The organism is Rhodanobacter sp. UC4438_H5 (assembly GCF_052978405.1).
The window spans coordinates 542,720-555,002 of the sequence record NZ_CM129672.1; the positions used below are offsets into that span (position 1 = coordinate 542,720).

The 12,283-nt window shown below is 68.2% G+C and carries 14 protein-coding genes; 4 read left to right on the top strand and 10 right to left on the bottom strand.

Features of this window, described 5'->3' with window-relative positions; genetic code table 11:
* Nucleotides 1-150: 150 nt before the first annotated feature.
* Together efpL and ACVCL9_RS02480 are read right to left on the bottom strand one after the other, a co-directional pair.
* Nucleotides 151-714, bottom strand: coding sequence for an elongation factor P-like protein EfpL (gene efpL, locus ACVCL9_RS02475; protein WP_395117471.1), 564 nt, complete (start codon nucleotides 712-714; stop codon nucleotides 151-153).
* 127 nt (nucleotides 715-841) lie between these two features.
* Nucleotides 842-1,609, bottom strand: a complete 768-nt coding sequence (locus tag ACVCL9_RS02480; RefSeq protein WP_447099253.1) for an SDR family NAD(P)-dependent oxidoreductase — start codon at nucleotides 1,607-1,609, stop codon at nucleotides 842-844.
* A gap of 207 nt (nucleotides 1,610-1,816) precedes the next feature.
* Here ACVCL9_RS02480 and ACVCL9_RS02485 point away from each other — a divergent pair, with 207 nt between their 5' ends.
* Nucleotides 1,817-2,251, top strand: coding sequence for an RcnB family protein (locus ACVCL9_RS02485; protein WP_395117475.1), 435 nt, complete (start codon nucleotides 1,817-1,819; stop codon nucleotides 2,249-2,251).
* A 99-nt stretch (nucleotides 2,252-2,350) separates the two neighbouring features.
* Here the strand turns inward: ACVCL9_RS02485 and ACVCL9_RS02490 are convergent, their stop codons facing one another.
* The 7 genes from ACVCL9_RS02490 to ACVCL9_RS02520 form a co-directional block, all read right to left on the bottom strand.
* The gene (locus ACVCL9_RS02490; protein WP_447099252.1) at nucleotides 2,351-2,932 is read right to left on the bottom strand and encodes an N-acetyltransferase family protein; all 582 of its coding nucleotides are present in this window, start codon (nucleotides 2,930-2,932) and stop codon (nucleotides 2,351-2,353) included.
* Between the two features lie 4 nt (nucleotides 2,933-2,936).
* Nucleotides 2,937-3,425: a GNAT family N-acetyltransferase gene (locus ACVCL9_RS02495; RefSeq protein ID WP_447099251.1), complete on the bottom strand. Its 489-nt coding sequence runs from the start codon at nucleotides 3,423-3,425 to the stop codon at nucleotides 2,937-2,939.
* Nucleotides 3,422-4,741 (bottom strand): amidohydrolase family protein, encoded by a 1,320-nt coding sequence (locus ACVCL9_RS02500; RefSeq protein WP_447099250.1) that lies wholly within the window; start codon nucleotides 4,739-4,741, stop codon nucleotides 3,422-3,424. Before ACVCL9_RS02500 ends, ACVCL9_RS02495 begins: the two co-directional genes overlap by 4 nt.
* Before the next feature lie 61 nt (nucleotides 4,742-4,802).
* Nucleotides 4,803-5,705, bottom strand: coding sequence for a hydroxymethylglutaryl-CoA lyase (locus ACVCL9_RS02505; RefSeq protein WP_447099249.1), 903 nt, complete (start codon nucleotides 5,703-5,705; stop codon nucleotides 4,803-4,805).
* Between the two features lie 186 nt (nucleotides 5,706-5,891).
* A complete protein-coding gene (locus ACVCL9_RS02510) occupies nucleotides 5,892-7,880 on the bottom strand; it encodes an acetyl/propionyl/methylcrotonyl-CoA carboxylase subunit alpha (RefSeq protein WP_447099248.1) in 1,989 nt (662 codons plus the stop codon).
* Between the two features lie 88 nt (nucleotides 7,881-7,968).
* Complete coding sequence (locus ACVCL9_RS02515; RefSeq protein WP_447099247.1) at nucleotides 7,969-8,481, bottom strand: cupin domain-containing protein; 513 nt, start codon at nucleotides 8,479-8,481, stop codon at nucleotides 7,969-7,971.
* A gap of 16 nt (nucleotides 8,482-8,497) precedes the next feature.
* Nucleotides 8,498-9,289: an enoyl-CoA hydratase-related protein gene (locus ACVCL9_RS02520; protein ID WP_447099246.1), complete on the bottom strand. Its 792-nt coding sequence runs from the start codon at nucleotides 9,287-9,289 to the stop codon at nucleotides 8,498-8,500.
* Nucleotides 9,290-9,403: 114 nt separating this feature from the next.
* Between ACVCL9_RS02520 and ACVCL9_RS02525 the strand changes: the two genes are divergently transcribed.
* Genes ACVCL9_RS02525 through ACVCL9_RS02535 form a run of 3 tightly spaced genes read left to right on the top strand, consistent with a single transcriptional unit; the run spans nucleotide 9,404 to nucleotide 11,794 of the window.
* Nucleotides 9,404-9,649, top strand: a complete 246-nt coding sequence (locus ACVCL9_RS02525; protein ID WP_395117501.1) for a FeoA family protein — start codon at nucleotides 9,404-9,406, stop codon at nucleotides 9,647-9,649.
* Entirely contained in the window at nucleotides 9,646-11,481 is a 1,836-nt protein-coding gene (gene feoB / locus ACVCL9_RS02530) for a ferrous iron transporter B (RefSeq protein WP_447099245.1), read from the top strand. The genes ACVCL9_RS02525 and feoB overlap by 4 nt, the downstream gene beginning before the upstream one ends.
* A gap of 10 nt (nucleotides 11,482-11,491) precedes the next feature.
* Nucleotides 11,492-11,794 carry a DUF6587 family protein gene (locus ACVCL9_RS02535; RefSeq protein ID WP_447099244.1) on the top strand — a complete coding sequence of 101 codons (303 nt, stop codon included), beginning with the start codon at nucleotides 11,492-11,494 and terminating at the stop codon, nucleotides 11,792-11,794.
* Between the two features lie 126 nt (nucleotides 11,795-11,920).
* Here ACVCL9_RS02535 and rpsT read toward each other — a convergent pair whose 3' ends face one another.
* Nucleotides 11,921-12,184 (bottom strand): 30S ribosomal protein S20, encoded by a 264-nt coding sequence (gene rpsT / locus ACVCL9_RS02540; protein WP_072760571.1) that lies wholly within the window; start codon nucleotides 12,182-12,184, stop codon nucleotides 11,921-11,923.
* Between the last annotated feature and the right edge of the window lie 99 nt (nucleotides 12,185-12,283).

The window sequence follows — 12,283 nt, forward strand, 5'->3', positions numbered from 1 at the left end:
GCGGGGAGCGGAAAACGAGTATCGCAAAAAGCCGTGCTGCCCGTGCCCGCGAATCGCCGGGGTAGGGCGGACACTGTCCGCCGGCTCTTCGTCCCGCCGCGCACGGTGGCGGGAGCGGCGGGCGGTGCCCGCCCTACGGTTTGAGGTTGCTCAAGCCCGGCCGGCGAACTCGCCGGTGAGCGTGTTAACCCACACCTTTTCGTCGACGCTGATGTACTCGGGCACCTGCACTTCGATGCCGGTGTTGAGCTTGGCAGGCTTGTTGCGCTTGGTGGCGCTGGAGCCTTTCATTTCCGGCGCGGTATCGACCACGGTCAGCACCACGCTGGTCGGTACCTGCAGGCCGACCGGGGCGTCGTCGATCAACTGCACGTAATAGCCTTCCAGATCCTCGACGATGTAGCCGGCGTTGTCGCCGACCAGTTCCGGCGAAAGCAGGTACTGGGTGTAGTCCTCCGCGTCCATGAACACGAACGCGTCGCCGTCCATGTAGGAGAAGTTCGCCGCGCGGCGGACCAGGTCCATTTCCTTCAGGTCGTCGTCGGCGCGCAGGCTGAGGTCGTACTTGCGCGCACCGGGAATCGAATACATGGTGAAGCGGAAGGTGACGTTGCCGCCCCGCGCGGTGGGCGCGCTGCGCTCGATGTCGCGCACCTGGTAGACGGTGCCGTCGTGCTCGACCACGTTGCCTTTCTTGACGTCGGAAGCTTTCATGGGTTTGGGGCCGGGAATAGGGAATGGGGAATAGGGAATGGCAAGAGCGGTACTGGGCGACAGTGGGGCAGGGTGGCGGGAACCGGCTTTTCCTATTCCCTATTCTCCATTCCCTATTCCCTGGCGGCTACTTCGCCGCCAGCCGCACCGCCCCGTCCAGCCGGATCGTCTCGCCGTTGATGTAGCGATTGCCCAGGATGAAAGCGACGGTGCTGGCGTATTCGTCCGGCCGTCCCAGCCGCGAGGGGAAGGGGATCGAGGCGGACAGCGATTGCTGCACGGCCTCGGGCATGCCGTCGACCATCGGGGTCCAGAAGATGCCCGGCGCGATGGTGGCCACACGAATGCCGAAACGCGCCAGCTCGCGCGCCATCGGCAGGGTCATGCCGACCACGCCGCCCTTCGATGCCGAATAGGCGGCCTGGCCGATCTGGCCTTCGTAGGCGGCGACGCTGGCGGTGTTGATGATCACGCCGCGCTCGCCGTCCTCGCCGGCTTGGTTGTTCTGCATCAGCGCCGCGCCGGCCTTGGCCACGTTGAAGCTGCCGACCAGGTTCACCATCACGGTGCCGGAGAAGTTGGCCAACGGCATCGGGCCTTCCTTGCCCAGCACGCGGCCCGCGCCGAGGATGCCGGCGCAGTTGATGACCACGTTGAGTCCGCCCAGCGCGTGATGTGCAGCGGCCACGTTGGTGGCCACGCCCTCTTCGGAGGTGACGTCGGTGCGGAAGAAGCGGGCGGCGTCGCCCAGTTCCCTCGCGGCGGCCTGGCCCTTCTCGTCGTTGACGTCGAACAGTGCGACGCGGCCGCCGTGGGCGACGAAATGCTGCGCCACCGCGTGGCCGAGACCGGAGGCGCCGCCGGTGATGATGGCCTTGACCTGATCGAGCTGCATGGGTGATCCCCCGAAACGGATGCGGAAAGCCGCCAATGGTAGCCGAGCCGCCGCGTATGCTGCAGGCTGAACGCAAAACACGCCCGGCTGGCCGATTCATGCCCGGTTGGGGGTGTCGGCACCAGCGTGTCGTCTGACCGCACAGCATCGTCAGGCGGTTGTCGGTACGATGCACGCGGTTCCTGGCCCACCAAGTGGAGATCCATCATGAAAAAGTTGCTTGCTCTGTCTGTTGCATGCGGCACGATGCTGATGCTGGCCGGCAGCCCCGTATTGGCGCAGGAACACGGTCGGGGCCACGACCGCGATCGCCACGGGCAGAACGACCGTGACCGCAGCTACGACCATGATGGCGACCGTTACGTGCGCTACGATCGCGACAACGACCAGGGGCGTGGCCACGGTCGCGGCCATGGCCGCTACAAGAACTGGCACGACCGCGGTCGCCACGAGGGCTGGTACAAGCGCGGCGGCTACCTGCCGGTGGAATACCGCAGCACCCGCTACGTGGTATACGACTGGCGCGACGCCCGCCTGCGGGAACCGCCGCGTGGCTACCACTGGGTGCGCAGCGACAACGGCGACTTCCTGCTGGTGGCGATCGCTACCGGCGTGATCGTCGACCTGCTGCTCAACCAGTAAGCCGGCTTGACCGTGAAGGCGTGCCCGCATCCGCGGGCACGCTTTTTTTCAGGCAAACCGGTGCAGATATGCGGGAGCGCAAGGCGGGCAGTGCCCGCTCTACGCGTTCGGGTGGTCTTCCAGCAACTCTTGCAGCGTGGCCTGTGGCAACTGCGGGAAAGGGGTGACGGGCGCGGGCGGATTCGCCGCCGCCTGCAGCTCCTTCTGCCATACGCCCACGTCCCACCACCGGCCGAGCTTGTAACCGCACTGTCGCCACACGCCGGTCGACGTGAAGCCCATCGCCTCGTGCATCGCCACGCTGGCCACCCCGGGCAGGGTGATCACGCCGACGGCCTGGGTGATGCCCTGCAGCCGCATCACGTCCAGCAGCACGCCATACATCTGGCGCGCGATGCCGCGGCGCTGTGCGTCGGCGCGCACGTAGATCGAGGTTTCGGCGATCCAGTCATAGGCGGCGCGTTCGCGGAAGCGGCCGGCGTAGGCGTAGGCCAGCACCTCGCCGGCTTCTTCCCACACCAGCCACGGGTAGTGTTCGAGGCGCGCGCGCAGGCGTTCGCGCATGGCTTCCACGCCGGGCAGTCCGGTTTCGAAGGTGGCCACGCCGTCGCTGACCGATGGTGCGTAGATCGTGTGAATGGCGGCGGCGTCTTCGTCGCGGGCAGTGCGAATGGGTGTCATGGGCTCACAGCTCGCGGATGAAGAAGCGGTCGCAGCTGAAATGCCCGGTGCCGCCCATCGGCGCGCACAACGCGGTGAAGCCGCTGCGCTTGTACAGCGCCTGCGCCGCGTCCATGCCGGTCAGCGTTTCCAGGTAGCAGCGCCGGAAGCCGTGCCCGCGGGCCGCGTCGAGGCAGCGTTGCATCATCGCCGAGCCGGCACCGATGCCGCGCGCGGCGGGCAGGAAATACATCTTGCGCAACTCGCACACGTCCGGCTCCGCGTTTTGCAAGGGCGCGACGCCGCCACCGCCGATCACCGTGCCGTCGCGCTCGAGCACGAAATAGCTGCTGCGCGGTTGTGCGTAGGACTCGTACATCGTGTCGACTTCGGCGTCATGGATCGCGAAGCCGGGGCCGTCGGCGCCGAACTCGGGCATCACGGCGCGGATGATCGCGGCCATCGCCGCGTTGTCGCCCGGTGCGATCGGGCGGATCAGGAAGTTTTCGCTCATGGGGTGTGGTCGGGAGTGAGATAGGGGAGGCCGGCCTTCATCACGAAGACCGGATGCTGGAGTGCGTCGATCTGTGTGCTCGGATCGCCGCTGAACGCGGCGAGGTCGGCCGCCAGGCCGGGTGCGATGCGGCCCAGGCGCTGCGACTGGCGCAGGATTCTTGCCGCCACGTCGGTGGCCGCGTGCAATGCCTGCGCGGGCGTCATGCCGCCGGCCACCATTGCTGCCGGCTCGCGCCAGTTCTCGCCGTGCGCGAACACGCCGACGTCGCTGCCGTTGCCGATCGTGACGCCCAGTTTCAGCGCGGTGCGGAAGGCGTGGTCGGCTTCGCGCATGCGCTCGGTCGGTTCGCTCTTGCCGGGCACGTAATGCTGGAAATATTCCGCGGTGGACTCGACCGCGGTGAGCGTGGGCTCGTAGGCGATGCCGTGCTGCTTCATCAGCCTGAAAGTGGCCTCGCTGGCGCCGTAGCCGTGTTCCACGCTGTCCACGCCGGCCTCCACCGCCATGCGCACGCCGGCGTCGCTGGCGGCGTGCACGGCCACCGGGCGACCGATCTGGTGCGCGGTGTCGACCAGCGCCTTCAGTTCGGCGGCGGTGAAGGTTGGCGCGGTAGCGCCGTCCGGACCGACCCGGTAGTCGCCGTAGATCTTGATCCAGTCGGCACCGCGCGCGGCCTGTTCGCGTACCGCGGCCATCGCTGCATCGACGCCGCTGACTTCCTGCGCGCCGCCGGGCAGGGTGATGTCCGGACGGAAGCCGCGCGGGCCGGGGCCGTAACTGGCGGTGGCGACGATCGCGCGGGTGGCCACGAACAGGCGCGGGCCGGGGATCAGGCCTTCGTCGATGGCGCGCTTGACCGACACGTCGGCGTAGCGGGCACCTTCGGTGCCCAGGTCGCGCAGCGTGGTGAAACCGGCAAGCAAGGTGTCGCGCGCATGCTTCGCCGCCAGCAGCGTGCGGTAATCCTGCGGCTCGGTCAGCACCTGGTCGTTCCACAGCGTCTCGTTGTACGGGTGCAGGAACAGGTGCGAGTGCAGGTCGATCAGGCCCGGCGTGAGCGTGGCGCCGGGCAAGGTGACGCGGCGTGCGTCCGCAGGCGCGTCGATCGAGCCGGCCGGGCCGACCGCCGAGATCATGCCGTCGCGCACCAGCACGGCCCAGCCTGCGTGTGCGACGTCACCGTCGGCGGTCCACACGCGATCGGGCAGCAGCAACCAATCACCCTTCGGCGTGGCGGCGCTGGCGGACAGGCTGCAGAGCAGGATCAGCAGTGTCGCTGCCGCCCGCCACCAGGTCATCAGGCTCGTGCGCATCGCTTCGTCTCGTCAACCGAAAGCCGATGATAGTGATCGCCGTCGGGATTTCGCGAGTGGCTCAGGCCGCGGCGGTGCGTGCCCGGGTGACCCGGCTGGCGGTTTCCTTGTGCAGTTGCGCGGCCAGCCAGGCGCCGGTGGTGACCAGCAGGTCGAGGTCGATGCCGGTTTCCATGCCCATGCCGTGCAGCATGTAGACCACGTCTTCGCTGGCCACGTTGCCGGTGGCGCCCTTCGCGTACGGGCAGCCGCCGGTGCCCGAGACCGCGCTGTCGATCACGCGCACGCCTTCCTCCAGGCAGGCCAGGATGTTCGCCAGGGCCTGGCCATAGGTATCGTGGAAGTGCACGGCCAGCGCGGCGATTGGCACTTCCTGCGCCACCGCGTGCAGCATCGCGCGCGCCTTCGCCGGCGTGCCGACGCCGATGGTGTCGCCCAGCGAGATTTCGTGGCAGCCCAGCTCGTGCATCCGGCGCGCCACGCGTACCACATCGCTGACCGGCACCTCGCCCTGGTATGGACAGCCGAGCACGGTGGAGACGTAGCCGCGCACTTTCACCCCTTCGGCCCGGGCCTGCTCCATCACCGGGATGAAGCGTTCGATGGATTCATCGATCGAGGCGTTGATGTTCTTGCGGTTGAACGCCTCCGAGGCGGCGGTGAACACCGCGACCTCGCGCGCGCCGACTTCGCGCGCACGCTGGTAGCCCTGCAGGTTCGGCACCAGCACCGGGTAGCTGACGCCAGGCAGCTTGCGGATACGTGCGAACACCTCGGCGGCGTCGGCCAGCTGTGGCACCCATTTCGGGCTGACGAAGCTGGTGGCCTCGATGGTCTTCAGGCCGGTGGCGGAGAGCCGGTCGATCAGCGCGATCTTCACCGCGGCCGGCAGCAGGGTCTTCTCGTTCTGCAGGCCATCGCGGGCGCCGACTTCGACGATGTGTACGTGGTTGGACGGGGACATCAGATGCTCCGGTAATGGCGTGTAGAAGCGCACCCTGTGCGCGAAGCTTTTGCGTGATGTGAAGAAGAGCATCGCGCACAGGGTGCGCTCCTACAAATGCGGTCCGGTAGGGCGGGCACTGCCCGCCGGCTCTTGTGCGTGATAGGCGGGCGGCGGGCAGTGCCCGCCCTACAAGGGTCGGGTGATTTATTCGGCGAAGCGGACCAGCACGGCGTCGGCTTCGACAAACTCGCCTTGCGTGGCATTGATGCTTTCGATGGTGCCGGCGCGGGGTGCCTTCAAGGCCAGTTCCATCTTCATCGCTTCCATCACCAGCAGTTCCTGGCCCTGCTCGACTGCGTCGCCGGCTTGCGCCTTCACCAGCACGATGCGGCCGGGCATCGGCGCGATCACCTGGTTGCCGCCGGCAGTGTCCTTGGCTTCCCACGCGAACGCGGCCGCGCGACCGAGGCTGTAGCGCTGGCCGTGGGCGTCGTGCAGCAGCACGTGCGCGGCGTCGACGTGCAACGGCACGCGGCGCGCTTCGCCATCGAAGCGGGCGCCGAGGTTGTCGTCCGACAGGCGCGCGCCTTGCACCTCGCAGTTCGTTTCGGCGCGGCGCAATTGATAATTGCCGGCGTGCCCGCGCGCCTCGATCTCGAAGCGCTGGTCGCGCCAGGCCAGCGCCACGATGCGCTTGCCGGCGTGGCCGACGCGCCAGGCGTCGGCGCGGGCCCAGGGCGAATGCGGGTCGGTCGCGTTGCCGGCCACGTGCGATTCGTCGTGCAGCAGCACGGCGGTCGCGGCGGCAAACAGCGCACCCTCGGCCGGAGCCGCGTCGCCGACCAGGAATTCGTCCAGGTGGCGATCCAGGTAACCGGTGTCGATGCGTGCCTCGACCACGGCCGGATGGCGCACCAGTCGTTCGAGAAAGGCGATGTTGGATTTCGGGCCGATGATCTCGCATGCCGCGAGTGCCTCGCGCATGCGCTGCAGCGCCTTCGGGCGATCCCCGTCCCACACGATCAGCTTGGCGATCATCGGGTCGTAGAAGATCGTCACCGTGTCGCCTTCGACCACGCCACCGTCGAGGCGCACATGTTGCGAGGGAGTCGGCAAGCGCAGCGACTGCAGCGTGCCGGAGCCGGGCAGGAAGTTCTGGTCGGGGTCTTCGGCGTACAGGCGTACCTCGATCGCGTGGCCGTGCGAGACCACGTCCTGCTGGGCCAGCGGCAGCGGTTCGCCATCGGCGATGCGCAGCTGCCATTCCACCAGGTCCACGCCGTGGGTCAGCTCGGTGACCGGATGCTCGACCTGCAGGCGGGTGTTCATTTCCATGAAGTGGAAGTCGCCCGCGGGACCGACGATGAACTCCACCGTGCCGGCGCCCACGTAGTTCACGGCGCGCGCGGCGGCCACGGCGGCGGCGCCCATGGCGGCACGCTTTTCCGGGGTGAGGAAGGGCGAGGGGGTTTCCTCCAGCACCTTCTGGTAACGGCGCTGCGCGGAGCACTCGCGCTCGCCCAGGTGGATGATGTTGCCGTGGCGGTCGCCGAAGATCTGGAATTCAATGTGGCGCGGGTGCTCCACGTAGCGTTCCAGCAGCATCGAAGCGTCGCCGAAGGCGGCCTGCGCCACGCGCTGCGCGGTGGCCAGCGCCTCGGGGAACTCGGCGTCCGAGCGCACGATCTGCATGCCCTTGCCGCCGCCACCGGCCGAGGGCTTGATGATCAGCGGATAGCCGATGGCATGCGCCTGTTCGGCGAGGCAGGCGTTGTCCTGCTCGTCGCCGTCGTAGCCGGGCACCAGCGGCACGGCGTGCTTGGCCATCAGCTGCTTGGCGGCGGCCTTGGAGCCCATCGCCTCGATGCTCTCCGGATCGGGGCCGATGAACACGATGCCGGCGTCCTTGCAGGCGCGCGAAAAGGCCGTGTTCTCGGAGAGGAAGCCGTAGCCGGGATGGATCGCCTGCGCGCCGCTCTTTTTCGCAGCGTCGAGGATGGCGTCGATGCGCAGATAGGACTCGGCCGGCAGCGGGCCGCCAATCGGCAAGGCCTCGTCGGCCTGCCGCACGTGCTGTGCGTCGCGGTCGGCTTCCGAGTACACCGCGATGGTGCGGATACCGAGGCGACGGCAGGTGCGGATCACGCGGCAGGCGATTTCGCCGCGGTTGGCGATCAGTACACGTTCGAACATGCGATTTCCCTGGCCAGACGGTCGGTGCAAAGCCTTCAAAAGTTAGCAGATGCGCGATGTTTCTCCGCTGCGCGGCGCAGCAAAGGCGTTATTCGCCTTCCCAGTAATCGCGCGCATCCGCGAGGCGTCCGAGGTGGCGGAAGCGGCCCGGCGTGCCGTCGGCGAAGGCGCCGAACTTGGCCGAGTCGGGGTATTCACATACTTCGGCCGGCGACTGCGTGCTGATCGCGAGATAGCGCATCTCCGCCGCGCCGGTGTTGATGATCTGGTGCGCGGTTTCCGGACCGCCGGTGGGGCAGGCGATGATGTCGCCGGCGCGGACCGGGTGGCGCTCGGCGCCATAGCGCAACTCGCCGCTGCCTTCGAGGATGATGAACATCTCCTCTTCGGCGCGGTGACTGTGGAACGGGCAGGCGCGCTTGCCCGGCGCCACCACGGTGAGGTTGCAGCCCAGCTGGCGCGCGCCGATACGGCTGGCGACCTCACCCCAGCGCAGGTCGTAGCGTTCGGCGGTGGCGCCTTGTGGCAGGCCGGCGGGGATCGGCGTGTCGGCGGCGGATTGCACCACCACGTCGGCAAGGTTGAGGATCGGTCTGGTCATGCTCGTGGCTCCGTGGTCAACCGGTGACCCATGACGGCGCGCGCTTGTCGAGGAACGCGCCCAGGCCGTGCTGGCCTTCCGGCGAGACGCGCAGGCGGGCGATCAGCTCGGCGTTTTGGGTGTCGATGCGCTCGGCCGTGGCCGGATCGGCACCGGCAATGCGCAGCGCCAGCTGCTTGGCTTCGCGCTGGGCCAGCGGACCGGCCTTGGCGAGGAAATGCAGCTGGCGCTCGATCGCCTCATCCAGTTCCGCGCCCGCCACCACGGCGTGCAGCAGGCCGATGCGCTGCGCCTCCGCGGCGTCGAACACCTCGCCGCTGACGAACCACCGGCGCGCCTCGCGCAGGCCGATTGCCGCGACCACGTAGGGCGAGATCACCGCCGGCACCAGGCCCAACTTCACCTCCGACAGGGCGAACTTGGCGCCGTCCACGCCGATCGCGATGTCGCAGCAGGCGACCAGGCCCACGCCGCCGCCATAGGCCGCGCCGTTGACGCGCGCGATGGTCGGCTTGGAGAGGAATTGCAGGTTGCGCATCAGCCGCGCCAGGCGCAGCGAGTCCTCACGATTCTCCTGCTCGTTGGCGGCGGCCATGCCGCGCATCCAGTGGAGGTCCGCGCCGGCGGAAAACGTGCTGCCGCTGCCGCTGAGCACGACGCAGCGGACCGCCGGATCGGCGTCGGCCCGGGCCAGCGCCTCGGTGAGCGCGGCGATCAGGTTGTCGTCGAACGCGTTGTGTACCTGAGGCCGGTTCAGGGTGAGCCAGGCCACGGCGCCGCGGCGCTCGTTGAGGATGGAGTCGGTCATCGGTCGTCCCGGCAAATAACCCGATGATAAACGCAGCGCGCCGCGACCACCGGCGTGATGCAGGCGCAGGGGCAAAGGAATACAATGCGAACCATTCTTGTTTGGATTCCGCCCGTGCGTCTGTCCGAATTGCCCAAGGGTGCCCTTGCCGTGGTCGAACGCGTGCTCGATGTGCATGCGGCCGATCCGATCGCCCAGCGCCTGCGCGACCTCGGCTTTGTCGACGGCGAACCGGTGCGGGTGGTGGCGGTCGGCCCGATGGGCGGCGACCCGGTGCTGATCCAGATCGGCTTCACGCGCTTTGCGCTGCGGCTTGCCGAGGCGGCGCGGGTCAGCGTGCGCACTGGGGTGGCTGCGTGAGCGCATCGACCCTGCGCATTGCCCTGGTCGGCAATCCGAATTGCGGCAAGACGGCGCTGTTCAACCTGCTTACCGGCGGGCGCCAGAAAGTGGCCAATTACGCCGGCGTCACGGTGGAACGCAAGGAAGGGCGGTTCATGGCGCCGTCCGGCCGACTGCTGCAGATCCTCGACCTGCCGGGCACCTACAGCCTGGAGGCGAACAGCCCGGACGAGCAGATCACCCGCGACATCTGCGCCGGCACCTATCCGGGCGAGGCGGTGCCCGACCTGATCGTCTGCGTGGCCGATGCCACCAACCTGCGCCTGCACCTTCGTTTCGTGCTGGAGGTCCAGCGCCTCGGCCGGCCGGTGGTGCTGGCGCTGAACATGATGGACACGGCGCGCTCGCGCGGCATCGTCATCGACGTGTCGGAACTGCAGCGCCGGCTGGGCCTGCCGGTGGTGGAAACCGTGGCAGTGAAGCGCGGCGGCGCGCAGGCGCTGATCGAACAGGTCGACGGCGAAGTTCCCGCCGCCGCACCGCGGCGAGCCAGCGATGCCGCCAGCCGCGCCGACCTGCATGCCCAGGTACGCGAACTGCTGGCGGCCACGGTGACGATGCCGCGCGTCACCGCCGAGATCGACGACGCACTGGACCGCTGGACCCTGCACCCGGTGTTCGGTCTGGCGATCCTGGCGGTGGTGATGTTCCTGGTGTTCCAGGCGGTGTATTCGCTGGGCAAGCCGATGACCGACGCGATCGGCGACGGCTTCGGCTGGCTGGGCGGGCATGTCGCCGCGTGGATGCCGGCCGGGCCGCTGCAAAGCCTGGTCAACGACGGGCTGTTCGGTGGCCTGGGCACGGTGCTTGGCTTCCTGCCGGAAATCCTGGTGCTGTTCCTTTTCATCATCGTGCTGGAGGAATCGGGCTACCTGCCGCGCGCGGCGTTCCTGCTGGATCGGCTGATGCTGTCGGTGGGGCTGACCGGGCGCTCGTTCATCCCGCTGCTGTCGAGCTTCGCCTGCGCCATCCCCGGCATCATGGGCACGCGCAGCATCACCGACCCGCGCGACCGGCTCGCCACCATCCTGATCGCGCCATTGATGACGTGCTCGGCGCGGCTGCCGGTGTACGCGCTGCTGATCGGCGCGTTCATCCCGACCCATTACGTGTTCGGCGTGTTCAACCTGCAGGGCATCGTGCTGTTCGCGCTGTACCTGGCGGGCATCCTCGGCGCGATGCTGGTGGGCTGGGTGATGAAGCACATCCGCCGCGACAAGAGCGAGCATGCGCTGATGATGGAGCTGCCGTCGTATCGCGTGCCCAAGCTGCGCGACGTGGCGATCGGTCTTTACGAGCGCGGCATGATCTTCCTCCGGCGGCTGACGGGCGTGATCCTGGGCCTGACCGTGCTGATGTGGTTCCTCTCCACCTTCCCCGGCGCGCCCGAGGGCGCGACGCTGCCGGCGATCGACTACAGCTTCGCCGGCTACATCGGGCGCGGCCTGCAGTACGTGTTTGCGCCGATCGGCTTCAACTGGGAGATCAGCCTGGCGCTGATCCCGGCGTTTGCCGCACGCGAGACCGCGGTGGCGGCGCTGGCCACGGTCTACCTGGTGGGCGGCGAATCCGGCGGGCTCGGCCAGGCGCTGGCCGGGCAGATCCCGCTGGCCAGCGCGCTGTCGCTGCTGGTGTGGTTCGCCTATGCGCCGCAGTGCATGTCCACGCTGGCGATCATCAAGCGCGAGACCGACTCCTGGCGCAACGTGGCGATCTCGTTCGGCTACATGTTCGTGATGGCCTACACCGCGTCGTTCATCGTCTACCAGGTGACGAGGGCGCTGACGTGAGGAGCCGCCCATGAGTGCCGGCCTGTTGCTGCAGTACGTGGTGATCGCGCTGGCCGTGCTGGCCAGCGTGTGGATCGTGCTGCGCAAGCTGGCCCGGAAAACAACCAACCGCTGGCTGGCCGCCGGCTCCATCCATTTCAACCAGCCCGGCCGCGGCGCCCTGGCGCGGGCGTTGGGCCGGCGCCTGCAGCCGATCGAAGCCACCGGCGACTGCAGCGACGGCTGCAGCACCTGCGGCGCCTGCGGCCCGAAACCGCCGGCCGCCGCACACCCCGGTGAGTCCATGCCGCTCGAATTCCGCCCGCGGCAGTAGGGCGGGCAATGCCCGCCGGCTCTTGTGGCGTGTGGGCGAAGCGGCGGGCGGTGCCCGCCCTACGTGCAGACACGAAAAAGCCGGCTTGCGCCGGCTGTTTCATGCAACCCGAATCGCGTGGCCGGCTTACGCCAGTTCGCGGATCTTCGCGTTGAGGCGGCTCTTGTGGCGGGCGGCCTTGTTCTTGTGGATCAGGCCGCGGGCGGCGTAGCGATCCATCACCGGCTGGGCGACGGTGAATGCGGCAATGGCACCGGCCTTGTCCTTGGCCTCGATGGCCTTGACGACCTTCTTCAGGGCGGTGCGGACCATGGAACGTGCGCTGATGTTGCGCAGGCGGCGCTGTTCGGACTGGCGCGCGCGCTTCTTCGCGGACTTGATGTTGGCCAAGGTAGAACTCCGGGATGCAGTGTGTTGGGTGGAAAAAGACGCCAATTATGCGGTCGATTCATCGACGCGTCAATCACTTGGCCGGCTTTATCCGCAGCC

What these genes read in the sequence shown, in the direction of transcription:
- ACVCL9_RS02490 (WP_447099252.1), bottom strand. Translation starts at nt 2,932, where the DNA reads ATGACACCCATTCGCACTGCCCGCGACGAAGACGCCGCCGCCATTCAC.
- ACVCL9_RS02520 (WP_447099246.1), bottom strand. Translation starts at nt 9,289, where the DNA reads ATGACCGACTCCATCCTCAACGAGCGCCGCGGCGCCGTGGCCTGGCTC.
- ACVCL9_RS02535 (WP_447099244.1), top strand. Translation starts at nt 11,492, where the DNA reads ATGAGTGCCGGCCTGTTGCTGCAGTACGTGGTGATCGCGCTGGCCGTG.
- ACVCL9_RS02485 (WP_395117475.1), top strand. Translation starts at nt 1,817, where the DNA reads ATGAAAAAGTTGCTTGCTCTGTCTGTTGCATGCGGCACGATGCTGATG.
- ACVCL9_RS02480 (WP_447099253.1), bottom strand. Translation starts at nt 1,609, where the DNA reads ATGCAGCTCGATCAGGTCAAGGCCATCATCACCGGCGGCGCCTCCGGT.
- efpL (WP_395117471.1), bottom strand. Translation starts at nt 714, where the DNA reads ATGAAAGCTTCCGACGTCAAGAAAGGCAACGTGGTCGAGCACGACGGC.
- ACVCL9_RS02510 (WP_447099248.1), bottom strand. Translation starts at nt 7,880, where the DNA reads ATGTTCGAACGTGTACTGATCGCCAACCGCGGCGAAATCGCCTGCCGC.
- ACVCL9_RS02495 (WP_447099251.1), bottom strand. Translation starts at nt 3,425, where the DNA reads ATGAGCGAAAACTTCCTGATCCGCCCGATCGCACCGGGCGACAACGCG.
- ACVCL9_RS02500 (WP_447099250.1), bottom strand. Translation starts at nt 4,741, where the DNA reads ATGCGCACGAGCCTGATGACCTGGTGGCGGGCGGCAGCGACACTGCTG.
- ACVCL9_RS02505 (WP_447099249.1), bottom strand. Translation starts at nt 5,705, where the DNA reads ATGTCCCCGTCCAACCACGTACACATCGTCGAAGTCGGCGCCCGCGAT.
- ACVCL9_RS02515 (WP_447099247.1), bottom strand. Translation starts at nt 8,481, where the DNA reads ATGACCAGACCGATCCTCAACCTTGCCGACGTGGTGGTGCAATCCGCC.